This is a genomic window from Pseudomonas sp. IT-P395 (assembly GCF_949767675.1).
Classification (GTDB): domain Bacteria; phylum Pseudomonadota; class Gammaproteobacteria; order Pseudomonadales; family Pseudomonadaceae; genus Aquipseudomonas.
On record NZ_CATKPW010000022.1, the window covers coordinates 184,118 to 198,492 of the forward strand.

12 protein-coding genes are annotated in these 14,375 nt (G+C 60.4%); 8 read left to right on the forward strand and 4 right to left on the reverse strand.

Annotation, left to right across the window (positions count from 1 at the left end):
* Both gmd and ACM6IN_RS16090 read right to left on the reverse strand, forming a co-directional pair.
* On the reverse strand, nucleotides 1-972 hold the full coding sequence (gene gmd, locus ACM6IN_RS16085) for a GDP-mannose 4,6-dehydratase (protein WP_095113151.1): 972 nt from the start codon (nucleotides 970-972) through the stop codon (nucleotides 1-3).
* On the reverse strand, nucleotides 969-1,883 hold the full coding sequence (locus ACM6IN_RS16090) for a GDP-mannose 4,6-dehydratase (protein ID WP_414916349.1): 915 nt from the start codon (nucleotides 1,881-1,883) through the stop codon (nucleotides 969-971). The genes gmd and ACM6IN_RS16090 overlap by 4 nt, the downstream gene beginning before the upstream one ends.
* Nucleotides 1,884-2,310: 427 nt before the next feature.
* On the opposite strand from ACM6IN_RS16090, the gene ACM6IN_RS16095 reads away from it, so the two are divergent.
* From ACM6IN_RS16095 to ACM6IN_RS16125, 7 genes are all read left to right on the forward strand, one after another.
* Nucleotides 2,311-3,939, forward strand: a complete 1,629-nt coding sequence (locus tag ACM6IN_RS16095) for a glycosyltransferase (RefSeq protein WP_095113152.1) — start codon at nucleotides 2,311-2,313, stop codon at nucleotides 3,937-3,939.
* The gene (locus ACM6IN_RS16100; protein WP_007912004.1) at nucleotides 3,933-5,237 is read left to right on the forward strand and encodes a glycosyltransferase; all 1,305 of its coding nucleotides are present in this window, start codon (nucleotides 3,933-3,935) and stop codon (nucleotides 5,235-5,237) included. Before ACM6IN_RS16095 ends, ACM6IN_RS16100 begins: the two co-directional genes overlap by 7 nt.
* Nucleotides 5,234-6,109, forward strand: a complete 876-nt coding sequence (locus tag ACM6IN_RS16105; RefSeq protein WP_414916350.1) for a class I SAM-dependent methyltransferase — start codon at nucleotides 5,234-5,236, stop codon at nucleotides 6,107-6,109. The genes ACM6IN_RS16100 and ACM6IN_RS16105 overlap by 4 nt, the downstream gene beginning before the upstream one ends.
* On the forward strand, nucleotides 6,106-7,260 hold the full coding sequence (locus ACM6IN_RS16110) for an acyltransferase family protein (RefSeq protein WP_414916351.1): 1,155 nt from the start codon (nucleotides 6,106-6,108) through the stop codon (nucleotides 7,258-7,260). Before ACM6IN_RS16105 ends, ACM6IN_RS16110 begins: the two co-directional genes overlap by 4 nt.
* Entirely contained in the window at nucleotides 7,254-8,093 is an 840-nt protein-coding gene (locus ACM6IN_RS16115; protein WP_007912007.1) for a class I SAM-dependent methyltransferase, read from the forward strand. Before ACM6IN_RS16110 ends, ACM6IN_RS16115 begins: the two co-directional genes overlap by 7 nt.
* Before the next feature lie 137 nt (nucleotides 8,094-8,230).
* Nucleotides 8,231-9,415, forward strand: coding sequence for a DUF3142 domain-containing protein (locus ACM6IN_RS16120; RefSeq protein WP_414916352.1), 1,185 nt, complete (start codon nucleotides 8,231-8,233; stop codon nucleotides 9,413-9,415).
* Nucleotides 9,402-11,540, forward strand: a complete 2,139-nt coding sequence (locus ACM6IN_RS16125) for a hypothetical protein (RefSeq protein WP_414916353.1) — start codon at nucleotides 9,402-9,404, stop codon at nucleotides 11,538-11,540. Before ACM6IN_RS16120 ends, ACM6IN_RS16125 begins: the two co-directional genes overlap by 14 nt.
* Here ACM6IN_RS16125 and ACM6IN_RS16130 read toward each other — a convergent pair.
* Nucleotides 11,537-12,166, reverse strand: coding sequence for a LysE family translocator (locus ACM6IN_RS16130; protein WP_095113157.1), 630 nt, complete (start codon nucleotides 12,164-12,166; stop codon nucleotides 11,537-11,539). The two genes, ACM6IN_RS16125 and ACM6IN_RS16130, sit on opposite strands and share 4 nt — an antisense overlap.
* Nucleotides 12,167-12,310: 144 nt before the next feature.
* Here ACM6IN_RS16130 and ACM6IN_RS16135 point away from each other — a divergent pair, with 144 nt between their 5' ends.
* Nucleotides 12,311-12,784 (forward strand): Lrp/AsnC family transcriptional regulator, encoded by a 474-nt coding sequence (locus ACM6IN_RS16135; RefSeq protein ID WP_414916354.1) that lies wholly within the window; start codon nucleotides 12,311-12,313, stop codon nucleotides 12,782-12,784.
* A 131-nt stretch (nucleotides 12,785-12,915) separates the two neighbouring features.
* Here ACM6IN_RS16135 and lpdA read toward each other — a convergent pair whose 3' ends face one another.
* Nucleotides 12,916-14,316, reverse strand: a complete 1,401-nt coding sequence (gene lpdA, locus ACM6IN_RS16140) for a dihydrolipoyl dehydrogenase (RefSeq protein ID WP_414916355.1) — start codon at nucleotides 14,314-14,316, stop codon at nucleotides 12,916-12,918.
* Nucleotides 14,317-14,375 lie beyond the last annotated feature (59 nt).

The window sequence follows — 14,375 nt, forward strand, 5'->3', positions numbered from 1 at the left end:
CTACTCCTTGGCGACGCGTTTCATGTCCGCATCCATCATCATGCGGATCAAGGTATCCAGGTCGGTTTTCGGCTTCCAGCCCAGCACACGCTGAGCCTTGGCTGGATTGCCGAGCAGCACTTCAACTTCGGCCGGGCGGAAAAACGCCGGGTCGATCTTCACGTAGTCGCGGTAGTTGAGGCCGACGTGATCGAAGGCGATGCGGCACATTTCACGCACCGTGGTGGTGACGCCAGTGGCGACAACAAAATCGTCGGGTTTGTCCTGTTGCAGCATCAGCCACATGGCTTCGACGTAGTCACCGGCAAAGCCCCAATCGCGCTTGGCGTCGATGTTGCCCAGGGCCAGTTCGTGCTGTTTGCCCTGTTTGATGCGCGCCGCGGCATCGGTGACTTTGCGCGTCACGAATTCGATGCCGCGCAGCGGTGATTCGTGATTGAAGAGGATGCCGCTGCTGGCGTGCAGGTTGAAACTTTCGCGGTAGTTGACGGTGATCCAGTGGCCATACAGTTTGGCCACGCCGTACGGGCTGCGGGGGTAGAACGGCGTGTTTTCATCCTGCTGTTCAGCCTGGATCAGACCGAACATTTCGCTGGTCGATGCCTGATAAAACCGGGTATGCGGGCTGAACTGGCGGATCGCTTCGAGCAGGTGGGTAACGCCCAGACCATCGACGATGCCAGTCGTCACCGGTTGATTCCACGACGCGGCGACAAAGCTCTGCGCGGCGAGGTTATAGACCTCGTCCGGCGCCGATTGAATGACTGCACGCTGTACCGAACAGGCATCGGCCATGTCACCGTCCAAATAGACGATGTCGGCTTCGACCCCCATCTCGCGCAGACGCCAGCGCGAATCGCTGCTGCGCCGTGCCACGAGGCCGTAAACCTTGTAGCCCTTGCCGAGCAACAACTTGGCCAGATATGCGCCGTCCTGGCCGGTGATGCCTGTGATCAATGCACTTTTAGTCATTCTTGTTTTACTCGCGTCTCCCAGTCGGACAGGATCGCCCGCAGGGATTGTTGTGTTGTGATTTCAGGCGTCCATCCTGTGGTCTGGGTCAGCCGGTTATGGCTGCCACAAACGCGACGCTGATCGGCACGCCGCATGCGCGCAGGGTCTTGAACCAGTTGCATGTCGACTTCGGCGAGATCGCCGAGCTGCTCGATCAGGCTGCGAATGCTTTGCTCGCGGCCCGAGCAGATGTTGTAGACCTGTCCTGACGTGCCTTTTTCCAGCAGCGCGAAGTAGGCCGATATCACATCGCCGACATCGAGGAAATCTCGCGTCACATCGATGTCGCCAACCTCCAGTTGCGGCGCTTGAAGGCCCTGTTTGATGCGACTTATCTGGCGGGCGGCACTGGCGATGACAAAGCTTTCTTTCTGGCCGCTGCCGATGTGGTTGAACGGACGCGCTACCAACACCGGCCAGCCTTCACTCAGGCCCCATTGCAGGCTGAGAAACTCCGCCGAGAGTTTGCTCACCGCGTAAGGATTGCGCGGGCAGGGAGACTGTTGTTCGCTGATCGGCAGATCGCTCTCGCCGACTTGACCGTAGACATCGCCGGAGCTGACGTAGAGGAAGGTGCCGGCAAAGCCCCGCGCCTTGAGCGCCTGCAGCAGATTGAGGGTGCCGAAAAGATTGATGTCGAAGGTACGCGCCGGATCACGGAACGCTTCCGGGACGAAGGTCTGCCCGGCCAGATGAATTACCGCGTCGGGCATCTGCGGCCACAGATCACGGAGGCTGTCAGCATTCGTGAGGTCGTAGGGCGAGGCGGCAGGCAGCAGCTCCCACGGCGAATCAGGCAATGCCAGACGCGATTGAATATGTTGTCCCACGAATCCACTGAGACCCGTGACGAACAGACGCTTTTTCAAACAGCGACCCCTTGGTCTTGAACTTGCGCCACTTTCTCACAGGCTTTAAGGAGAGGTCTGTCAGACCGGAGGAAAAACCGGGTGAGAGACGGGCGAAGTCAGTTGTTGTAGTTGTTTGTTATCAATCTGTGCCAATTGCGCAGCAATTTCAACAGGCCAAACCGTGACCGGTCAGTTCTCGTCAGCGTAGTCCGATTTATTCTCGTCGGGCGGTTCCCGGATCCTTGATGGATGTGTTTAGAATGGCCCTCGTCGCCATTCCCCCAGGTCCACCGTGGGCGTGGCGCAACCAGGGTGAAACTGACCACTAAAACAAGAACGAAGACGTGCCTGAAGATGATGGACTAGCTGCGTTATTGCGGCTTGATCCAACGCCGGGTCGTCATAGCATGAGGTTGCCGGGACGGCTGCTTCATCGTGGGATGCCATGAATTTCATTCTTTACTCGGACGTCAACGACCGCTCCATCAGCCAAAGTCTCGGGCGTCCCGAATACAGCTACTACTTCGTGCTCAAGGCTTATCGCCCGGTGCTGGAAAGCCTTGGTCGCGTGCATGTGGTCACGTCGACTGACGACGTCGATCCGCTGTATCTGCAATTGCGCCAGGCCGATCAGGAATGCCTGTTTCTTTCGTTTGCACCGCCACATAAAACCCCGATCGGCCTGCAGTGCCCGATGGTCTGCGTGATTGCCTGGGAATATGACTCGATCCCCACCGAATACGCTGGCGACGATGTGCGCCAGGACTGGCGCCAGACACTGGCCCGCCATGGCCGGGTGATTACGTTGTCCACCCACACCGCGCAGGCCATCCGTCGCAGTCTGGGTGAAGATTTCCCCGTGCTGGTATTGCCCACGCCACTGTGGGAGCGTTTCGCTCAGGTGCGGCGAGATTGTCCAAGTGTCCCGGTAAACCCCGGCACCACGCTGCAGATTAAGGGCTGCATCATCGACAGCCGTGCTCTGGGGCTGTCGGCCGATGGCTTGATCGCACCGATACTCCGCGAGCCGGAACTGCAAACACCGCAAGTGATCGAGCCCGTGCCGGAGCCGATCGCGGAACCTCCTCCGGCACTGACCCTGCGCCGGCGTGCTTTCATCACCAAGCATTACCTGATCGCGGGCTACAGAGCTGTCACGGTGGCCTCCGAACATCGACCGCTGTTTCTGCTCAAGCACAACCTGTTGCAGTGGTATCGCGAAGCCGTCAGTGATTTGCTGCCGGGCTCGGTCCGCGAGGAACACCGCGAGTTGCCTGATCCCATTGTCGAGGCAATAACGCCGGCTCCAGCCGTGAGTGAAATGCCGGTGTTGGCTGAGCACCCGCAAGCTTCGCTCCCCGACACCAGTCAGCACGTACAGATCGACGTCAGCGGCGTGGTTTACGTCAGCGTGTTCAACCCCGAGGACGGGCGCAAGAACTGGCATCACCTGATCACTGCGTTCTGCTGGGCTATGCGTGATGTCGACGACGCGACGCTGGTGCTGAAAATCACCCAAAACGATCTGTCGAGCTATTACGTTCATCTCATTACGTTGCTCTCGCAGCTGTCGCCATTCGCCTGTCGCGTGGTGGTCATGCATGGCTATCTGGAAGAGGAGGAATTTGCCCGGTTGTATGGCGCTGCGAGTTTCTACGTCAATGCGTCGCGCTGCGAAGGGTTGTGCCTGCCGTTGATGGAGTTCATGTCGTGTGCCCGCCCGGTGATTGCGCCGAACCACACCGCGATGGGTGACTACATCGACGAACGCGTTGCTTTCATCGTCAAGTCCAGCCGCGAACCGACCATCTGGCCGGAGGACGCGCGCATTCTCTATCGCACGCTGCGCCATCGTCCCGACTGGGGATCGTTGAAAACCGCCTACGAGGACAGCTACGCCATGGCCAAGAACCATCCAGAGGCTTACCTGGCGATGGCCGCTGCCGCTGCTGAGCGGATGCGTGAATACTGCGGTTTTACGCCCGTGCAGCAGCGCGCGGAGGCGTTTTTCGGTCTGAGGGCCAATAGCGAAATGACTTCGTTGGCGGTCGAGACCGGAGCGGCCTCATGCTGATCATCATTCATTCGGAAACCAACAAGAGCAATATCCAGCAGAACCTCGGCCGGCCGGAGTACAGCTATTACTTCGTGCTCAAGGAGTTTCGCCCCGTTCTCGAACGAATCGGTCAGGTGATTGAAGTCAGCAACCCTGACGAGTTAGTGGATCGTTTGTATTTCGACTGCTTGAGCCGGGGCGAGGATTGCGTCTTCCTGTCGTTCTCGCCGCCGCATCGCACGCCCATCCATTACGCATGCCCGACCATCCCGGTGTTCGCCTGGGAATTCAGCACCATCCCGACTGAAAGCTGGCAGGGCGAATCCCGTCACGATTGGCGTGTGGTGTTGCAGGCGTGTGGCCGGGCGATTACGCATTCGACATTCACGGTGAACGCGGTGCGCGACGTGATGGGGGCGGACTATCCGATCTGCGCGATCCCGGCTCCGGTGTGGGATCGCTTTGCCGCTCGCGGCGAGCAATTGGCCAAGCGTCCGGTGGTTGACCTTGTGACGCTGAACCTGCGTGGATTGCTGATCGACAGTCGTCGCACGGACTTGCGGCCGTATGGCCCACCGCGATTGCGCGAAGGCACGCCGATGTCCTTCGCAGGACCGCCAGAGGATTGCCAATTGCAGCTCGAAGGCGTGGTCTACACCTCGGTGTTCAACCCTTACGACGGCCGCAAGAATTGGCAGGATATGGTCAGCGCGTTCTGCACGACGTTTCGCGACATCAGCGATGTGACCCTGGTGCTCAAACTGACCCACCATGACATCGCCGATGCGCTGACCGACATGCTGCATCACTTGTACAAGAACCAGTCGTATCAGTGCCGGATCGTGCTGATCCATGGCTATCTGGCGGATGCCGATTACGAAGCACTGGTGCAGGCCACCAGCTACGTGGTCAACAGTTCTTACGGTGAAGGACAGTGCCTGCCGTTGATGGAGTTCATGTCCTGCGGCAAACCGGCGATTGCGCCGTTGAACACCGCGATGGCCGATTATGTGAGCAGCGATAATGCATTTATCGTCGACTTCACCGAAGAGCTCACCGCCTGGCCGCATGACCCGCGTGCGGCCTATCGCACGATGCGTTACATCACCGACTGGGATTCGCTGTGTCTGGCGTATCGCGCCAGTTATGACGTGGCAAAAACCGATGAGCAGCGTTACGCCGGGATGTCCGCCGAGGCGATTCGCAGTCTGCAGCGATTCTGTAGCCAGGCCAGCACCGAGCAGAGATTGCGCGATTTTTTTGCGCAGCCACTGCAAGCCCGCGGAACGTTGCCTGCGCCAGTTACGGTCGCATGATCCGGCGTCTGCTCGCACGATGGCGTCCGGCGCGTGCCGCGCAACCGCTGTCGGCACCGTTGGCCAAGGTGTCGCCTCGCGACGTCGGTTTACATGACGCCGTGCTCGACGGTTGGTTCTTGAATGACAGCGGCGAGTTGCTCAAGGGCTTTGCGATCAGCGCTGACGATACGTTGCTGGATGTCGGTTGTGGCGAAGGCGTGGCGACACTGTTTGCCGTGCGTCAGGGCGCTTCGGTGATTTTTACCGACAGCGAACACGCCAAGGTGCGTGAGCTCGCACGGCAGGTCGAAGCACAAAGCGACAAAGCCCATCTTGGGCTGGTCAGCAATAGCCTGCCGTTGCCACTGGCTGACGGCTGCGCCAGTAAAGTGGTGTGCATGGAGGTGCTGGAGCACATCGATCAGCCCCAACCGTTCATGGCCGAACTGGTGCGCATGGGGCGCCCAGGTGCACAGTATCTGTTCAGCGTGCCGGCACCGGTGGGCGAACACTTGCAAAAAGGCATCGCCCCGGACAGTTACTATCAGTCTCCCAATCATGTGCAGATTTTCACCCCGGAGCGCTTCGCTGCGCTGGTAGAAGAGGCTGGCCTGGTGATCGAACATCGCCAGGCCAGCGGATTCTTCTGGGTGATGGGCATGATTTTTTTCTGGGCCGGCGAACGGGCTGCAGGGCGTGATCCGGGCGGTGCGGTGCGTGACCGGATTCAGGAGCCCTTCATGCCGTTGATGGAGAACTGGGCCAAGACCTGGCAGGATCTGCTCGCTCAGCCGGGCGGGCTGGCGATCAAGCAGACGCTTGACCGCTTCATGCCCAAGAGCCAGGTGATCATCGCCCGCAAGCCATCGGGTGTGGGGGAGGCACCATGAGCAGCAAGCGGATCATGGACATTGAAGTGCTGCGCGCAATTGCCGTATTGGGCGTGTTGTTCCATCACTTGCAGGGCAGTCTGTTTACCGATGTCGTGCCGTCGCTGGAAAAGATCCATGCCTGGGCGCAGCCGTGGTGGGGCGTTGATCTGTTTTTCGCCATCTCCGGTTTTGTTATTGCCCGAAGCCTGATCCCGGCGCTGCAAGGCTGTACAACCCGCCAGGAGTATTGGCAGCAGACGCGCAATTTCTGGCTTCGCCGGGTTTTCCGGTTACTGCCGTCGGCCTGGTTATGGCTGGCGCTGATGTTGCTGGCGTGCGTGTTTCTCAATCGTTCGGGGGCGTTCGGTACGTTGTCGGCCAACCTGCAAGCAACGTTGGCCGGGGTGTTGCAGTACGCCAACTTCCGGTTTGCCGACAGCTTCTTTCGCTACGAGTACGGCAGCAGTTTCGTCTACTGGAGCCTGTCGCTGGAGGAGCAGTTCTACCTGCTGTTCCCGCTGCTGATTCTGCTCTGTCGCAAACATTTGGTCTGGGCATTGCTGGCGCTGGTCGCGGTGCAGATTTTCACCCTGCGCACGCCGTTGTTGATGGTGGTGCGTACTGATGCGCTGGCCCTCGGTGTTTTGCTGGCAATGTGGAGTGCGCAGCCGAGTTATCAACGTTGGCGGCCGAATTTTCTCGCTCGGCCATGGGTCGGAATTTCGGCATTGATGCTGATCGGCGCGCTGTTGAGTTTCATGGCCACCGATCGCTTCACGTTCGCCTGGTACCGTATCGGTTCAATTGCCGTACTGAGCGCAATACTGGTGTGGATCGCATCGTACAACCGCAATTACCTGATGCCCGCTGGCGCGATGCAGCGGCTGCTGGGGTGGATCGGTAGCCGGTCCTATGGCATCTACCTGATTCACATACCCGCTTATCAATTGGTGCGTGAACTGATCTTTCGCTTGCAGAGCGCCGGTCTGCCCAGCCCTACCGGCCACCCGGTGCTGACGCTGCTGATCGCTTTCGGCCTGATCGTGTTGCTCAGCGAACTCAATTACCGCTGGGTCGAAATGCCCATGCGCAACCGTGGTGCCGCGCTCGTGCGCCGCCTCGGTACGTCCCGATCCACCGTCCCGTCCTCTGGAGCCACCTCATGCTGAGCCTACTGAAGAAACTCACGGCGGCGACGCCAGCACCGGTCCCCGCGCAGGCAGTGGAGCCGGTCGCCAGCAAGGTCGATCCGTACATGCTCGGCTTGTACGATGCCAAGCTCAGTGGCTGGTTCAACCAGGAAACCAACGAGCTGTTCAAAGGTTTCGTGGTGTCTGCCGAGGACACGCTGCTTGATGTCGGCTGCGGTGATGGCGGCAACGTGCATTTTTGCGGCATGCGCGGGGCGAAGATCATCATCGCCGACATCGACGGGGCCAAGGTCGAAGCGACTCGTCAGCGCCTGAGCGATACGCCGGCACGGGACATCGAATGTCACGTCACCGATTGCAATCCGTTGCCGATCGCCGACGGCACTGCAACGCGCGTGGTCTCCACCGAAGTCATCGAGCATGTCGACGATCCGGCACAGTTCCTCGCCGAACTGGTGCGTGTCGGCAAACCGGGCGCCTTGTACCTGTTGAGCGTGCCGCACCCGAGTTCTGAAGACCTGCAAAAAGACATCGCCGCGCCCCAGTACTTCCAGAAGCCCAATCACATTCGCATCATCAGCGAAGAGCAGTTCAAGGCGCTGGTCAGCGAGGCCGGGCTGGAGATCGTCAGCCATAGCCAGTACGGCTTTTACTGGTCGATGTGGATGCTGTTGTTCTGGGAAGCCAAGGTCGATTTCAGCAACCCGGATCATCCGCTGCTCAATCACTGGGCCGAGACCTGGCAAGCGGTGCTGGACTCGCCGCGTGGTGCGCAGATCAAACAGGCGCTGGACGCGGTGGTTGCGAAAAGCCAAGTCATCATTGCCCGCAAACCCGCCGCACCCGTGTAGGAGCTGCGGCACGCTGCGATCTTTTGATTTTGATCCTGAAAAACAAGATCAAAAGATCGCAGCCTCGTTTTACTCGACAGCTCCTACAGGGGTTTTGTGTAACCTTGCAGCCTTGTGGTGTCAGGGGGCCGGAAGGTATGCGGTTTATTGTGGGTCTGTTTTTGGGCATCGTTATCGCGGGTTGCGAGCAACACGACGCGCGCCCTCTCGACCAACAACTCTACATCTGGCAACGCCAGTGGACGCCGGCCCACGAGGTAGCGCTGCGTGACAGTCGCCAGGATTTCTCGACGCTGCGCGTGCTGGCGCTGCAAGCCTTTCCAAATGCCGGATGGAGCCGGGCGCGGATCGATGCGCCGTTATTGATAGCCGACGGCCGTCCTTTGATCGCAGTGATTCGTCTCGATGGGCAGTTGAAGGCGCTGGATCAGGATCAGCTCACCACGCAGATTCTGCAGGTGCTTGCCGATTGGCAGGCGCAAGGTCTTGTATTGAGCGGCGTCGAGATTGATCACGATGCCGGTAACGCACGTTTGCCGGCCTACGCTGAATTCCTCGAACATTTGCGCTCGGCATTGCCGACGTCTCTGCCTTTGAGCATCACGGCACTTCCGGCCTGGCTCGACAGTGCGCAATTGCCAACACTCCTGCAAACCGTCGACAGCAGCGTGCTGCAAGTCCACGCCGTCAGTGATCCGCGTCGGGGTCTGTTCGATCCTGATCAGGCGTTGAAGTGGGCCAAGGCTTGGGCGCGGATTACCGACAAACCTTTTTTTCTCGCGCTGCCGGCTTACGGTGTGGCGCTGTTGCCGGATGATGGCGGGGCGCCGGTGGTGGAAAGCGAAGTACAACTTGAGCGGGGCGGTGAGCGCCAGGAATTGCTCGCAGATCCGCAGCAATTGCGCCAACTTGGCAAGGCCTTGCGCGAAGACCCACCGGCGCATCTGGCCGGTCTGATCTGGTTCCGCCTGCCGCTGGCCACTGACCGCCGCGCCTGGAGTCTGACCACCCTTGCGGCGGTCGCACGGGGTGATCAACTGAACAGTCAGCTCGGCGTGACGCTGAGCGAGTTCGACGGCCTCTACGACATCAAACTCGACAATCCCGGCAACCTCGACAGTGCCTGGCCTGCGCGGATCATTCTCAAGGCGAAAAACTGTGAAGGCGCCGATGCGCTCGCCGGTTACTCGTTGCAACAAAGCCCGGATCTGCTTACCTTCACCCGCCTGCGCGACGGCCGCTTGCCGGCGGGTGGGCAGCACGTCATCGGTTGGGCGCGTTGCGCCAATATTGATCAAGGAGGTTCGCATGTTGACCCGTAACTGGCCCCGCCATCTGCTCTGTCTGAGCCTCTGTTTGCCATTGAGTTCGGTGCTGGCCTGCGGACCGGATTTCCCGATGCGCCTGCTCGATAATCGCGGGCAAACCCTGGCGGATCTGCCTGAGGGCAACTTCAACTTCGAACTCAGTCGGCTCGGCAAAGCCATCGCCGGGCTGAAGAACGTCACCGCTGCAACGCACAATCCGAACGATATGTACGGTGAGGAAAACGCGGCCGCCGAGGCACGGGAGAAAGCCGAGCAGGCCGGACTGAGCCCCGAGCAGCAAGCGTTGGTCAAACAACTGCGCGGCCTGACCGATGCGCGTCAGGTCGAGGCGCAGGGCGCCGGCCTGCCGGCGGAAATCCGCTTGTACGTGGCTGGTGCGGTGGCGTTTGCCACGGGCGATCATCAACTCGCGGTCGAGTATTTCAACAAGCTGCTGACGCTGCCGGCAGATCAGCGTCCGTTGCGCAGCACGTGGGCGGCGTATTCGCTGGGCCGTACCTGGTTTGCGATGAGCCGCGAAGGCGGGGATGCGGTCGAGGCGCTGGAGCAATCGCGTGATGCGTTCCGCCAAGCCCGGCAACTGAGCATCGACGGTTTCAGCGATCCGCTGGAGTTGGGTGTTGCCAGCCTCGGTGAAGAGGCGCGAGTGTTACGCTCGGCGGGCGACTGGAACGGCGCCATCGAATTGTATGAAGCACAGAACCTGCACGGCTCGGCCGTGGGTTACACATCGCTCAAGCAATTGATGAATGAACTGGCGGAGTTGCCCGAGGCCGAACTCGCCGATTTGCTGCAGCACAAAGCCGTGCAGCAACTGGTCACGGCATCGCTGGTGAGCCGTCAAGGCTGGTCGTTTGGCGATGAGCCGCCGAACGAGAAAAAACTGGTGAAACTGCTGCAAAACAGCACCCGCGGCAGCCTCGAAAACGCGGATCGTCTGGCGGCGATGAGTTATCAACAGGGTGATTACGCCGGTGCCAAGGCCTTTCTCGAGAACGCCGGCGACGGCGGCCTGGCGTGGTGGCTGCGGGCCAAACTGGCGGTGCGTGACGGTGACAAAAACGCCGCAGCCGCAGCCTATTCGAAAGCCGCGCAAGCCTTCCCGCAGAGCGAAGACTGGGGTTATCGCCGTACGCCGGACTGGGCGTTTGAAGCGGTTCAGCCGAAATGCCGGGTCGAGGGCGAAAGCGCGATTCTCGCGTTGCAACGTGGCGAGTACCTGCAGGCTTTCGTGCAGTTGTATCGCAGCAACAGTGTCTATTGGTTCGATGCCGCGACCGTGGCCGAGCGCGTACTGACCGTCGATGAGCTGAAAAAGTACGTCGACGATAACGTCCCGGCTCCGCCCGCGCTGACTCAGCAGCAGCGTGATAACTACGTGCCGCTGCCGGTCGCCGCCAGCCTGCGCAACCTGCTCGGCCGGCGTTTGCTGCGCGAAGGGCGTTACGCCGACGCGGTCGCTTATTTCGACAATCCCGACCTGCAAAACAAGGCTCGCCTCTACGGCGAACAACGGCTGAAGGCCGATGCGTCGTGGTGGCCGACCAAGCGCGCCAGTGCGCTGTATAACGCCGCGTGGACAGCGCGTGAATGGGGCATGGATATTCTCGGTTATGAGATGGCGCCGGACTACGCCACGTTCGGTGGCAACTACAGTCTGGAAAGCACGGAGCTGAAAGTCGGCCCGCTGGTGAGCGAGGCCGAAGTGCAACGTCAGGCCGCCAGCGAAGCGAAACCGGATCAGCGCTATCACTACCGTTTCGTCGCCACCGAACTGGCCGGGCGCGCCGCTGACAACCTGCCGCACACCAGTCAGGCATTCGCCGCCGTGCTGTGCAACGCGGCCGGCTGGAACAGCAGCCTGGAAGATCAGAGCGCGCTGTATCAGCGTTACATCAAGGAAGGTCCGTTCGTCCCGTGGGCGGTCGACTTCGGCAATCAGTGCCGGTACCCGGATTTCGAAAACGCTGACAAGCGTTACGTCACTCAGGTCACGGATGCCGTGCGTTCATCGCTGCGGCCGTACAAGTGGCCGGTGCAGATCGGCGTGGTTGTGCTGGTCAGCGCTGCGGCATTGCTGCTGATCACCCGTCGCCAGCGCAAGGTCCGCAAAAGCTAAGCCTGCTGGACGAAGGTCAGGCGTATGGCGAAACCGATCAGCAGGCTGCCGAACAGCCATTGTTGTACGCGTTGGGCGGTTGGACTGTGTTGCAGCCAACGACCCAATGCGGCGCCGGTGAGGGCGTAGGCGCTGTCGAACAGCAGACCGACGCCGACCAGCAACATGCCGAGCACGGCGAACTGGCTCAATACCGGTGCGCCGTCATTGACGATGAACTGCGGCAGCAGCACCGAGCAGAACAGCAGCGCTTTTGGGTTGAGCAGGTTGGTCAGCAAACCGCGTCGAACGGCTTCGCGCCATTGCCCGTGTACGTCACCAGCCTCACCCGCATTCAGGCTCGGCAGCAGAGTGCTGCGCAGGCATTGAATGCCGATCCACAACAGATACGCCGCCCCCGCCAAACGCACGACCTCGAATGTCCACGGTGCAGCCTTGAACAGCGCGGCCAGCCCCAACGCCGCCAGCGCCACGTGGCAACCGCGAGCAACGCCCAGGCCGATAGCGGTGGCCAGTGCCGCGCCGCGTCCCTGTCGCGCACCGGTTTGCAGAAGCAGGATCATGTCCGGGCCGGGTAACAGATAGATCACCGCCAATGCCAGGAAAAACAGCCAGAGACTCGCCATGTTGCCGCCCTTTCGTTGTCGATTCGGTGCGCCAAGTCTAGAGCTGAAGGGTGGGGCAGGTGCTTGCGAAGTCAGCTTCAAAAACCTTCTTGATTGGCATAATCTGCTGGTTTTCCATTGCATGACTATCGGGATCTGCCAAACATGAAACTCGACGCCTTCGATCGCAAGATTCTCGCGGCGCTGCAACGCAACGGACGCCTGAGCAATGTCGAGCTGGCGGATGAAATCGGCCTGTCGGCCTCACCGTGTCTGCGCCGGGTGCGGATGCTCGAGGAGGCCGGGGTGATTCGCGGTTATCAGGCCAATCTTGATCGCGATGAAGTCGGGCTGGGGCTGACGGTGTTTGTCGGGGTCAAGGTCGAGCGCCACAACGATGAGCAGGCCGAGGCGTTCTACCGCGCGGTGACAGCGTTGCCGGAAGTGATTTCCGCGTTTCTGGTGTCGGGGGAATCGGACTTTTTGCTGCAAGTGGTGGTGCCGGATTTACGCGCGTATGACCGCTTTCTCAGTGGCTGCCTGTTGAAGCTGCCGGGGGTGAGCGACATTCGCAGCAACTTTGCCATTCACACGGTGAAGACGCCGGGGTCGTTGCCGCTGGGGCATCTTCCGGCTTAAGACCGGGTGGGGCCCCATTCGCGAGCAGCTCGCTCCCACATTCGACCGCAGTCCTTCAGAAGGTACACGGTCAATTGTGGGAGCGAGCCTGCTCGCGAAAGCGGTGTTTCAGCCACCTGGATTTCAGAACCCTACATCTGCGTCGCCATCCCCTCGACATTCATCGCCGCCTGACGCAACGCCTCTGACCGCGTTGGATGCGGATGGCACGTCAACGCAATGTCTTCCGCCGAGGCACTGAACTCCATCGCCACACAAAACTCGCCAATCATTTCACTGACGCTCGGGCCGACCAGGTGCACGCCGAGGACTTCATCGGTGCGTTCATCCGCGAGGACTTTGGCGAAACCCTCGGTCTCATGGTTGATCTTCGCCCGGCTGTTGGCGGTGAAGGGAAACTTGCCGACCTTATAGGCACGGCCCTCGGCCTTGAGTTGTTCTTCAGTCTTGCCGACGCTGGCCAGTTCCGGTCTGGTATAGATCACGTTGGGGATCAGGTCGTAATTGACCTCGCCAGCCTTGCCATGGATCTGCTCGACGCACGCCATCGCTTCATCTTCAGCCTTGTGCGCGAGCATCGGCCCGGAGGTCACGTCGCCGATCACCCAGACCCCGGCGGCTTCGGTACGGTGCTGTTTGTTGGCGAGCATGCCGCGCTTGTCAGTGCTTAGGCCGACGTTTTCCAGACCGAGGCCTTGGGTATACGGACGACGACCGATAGCGACCAGCACGTAATCAGCTTCGAGCAACTCGGCCGTACCGCCAGCGGCCGGCTCGACGCTGAGTTGCACGCCGTTGGCGGAAGAGGTGGCGCTGGTGACTTTCGAACTCAGCTTGAACGCGATGCCCTGTTTGCCCAGTGAGCGTTGCAGGGTTTTGCCGGCCTCGCCATCGACGCCGGGGCAGATGCGATCGAGGTATTCGACCACGGTGACCTGCGCGCCCAGGCGTCGCCAGACTGAACCCAGTTCCAGGCCGATCACCCCGGCACCAATCACCACCAAATGCTTGGGCACCTCACTCAGAGACAGCGCGCCGGTTGAGTCGAGGATGCGTTTGTTATCGATCTCGACGCCGGGCAGGGGAGTGGGTTCGGAGCCGGTGGCGATGATGATGTCCTTGGCGGTCACTTCGATCTTGTTGCCCTGATCGTCGGTCACGGTGACTTTGCCCGGGCCGTCGATGTGGCCCCAGCCCTTGATCCACTCGACTTTGTTTTTGCGAAAGAGAAACTCGATGCCTTTGGTCAGGCCCGCCACGCTCTCGTCTTTCTGTTTCATCATCTGCGCGAGATTCAACGTCGGTTTGACCTCGATGCCGAGGTTGGCGAATTCCGCACCTATCGCCGCTTCGTACAGCTCCGAGGCATGCAACAGGGCTTTGGACGGCATGCAACCGACGTTCAGGCAAGTGCCGCCCAGCGTCGCACGACCTTCCACGCAAGCGGCCTTGAGGCCCAACTGGCCGGCGCGGATCGCTGCGTTATAACCCCCGGGGCCGCCGCCCAGAATCACTACGTCATAGTTGCTCATGCGCTTGCTCCTGTTGGATGGATGCGGATCGCTAAAAGTAGTTCTGAATAAAAATTACG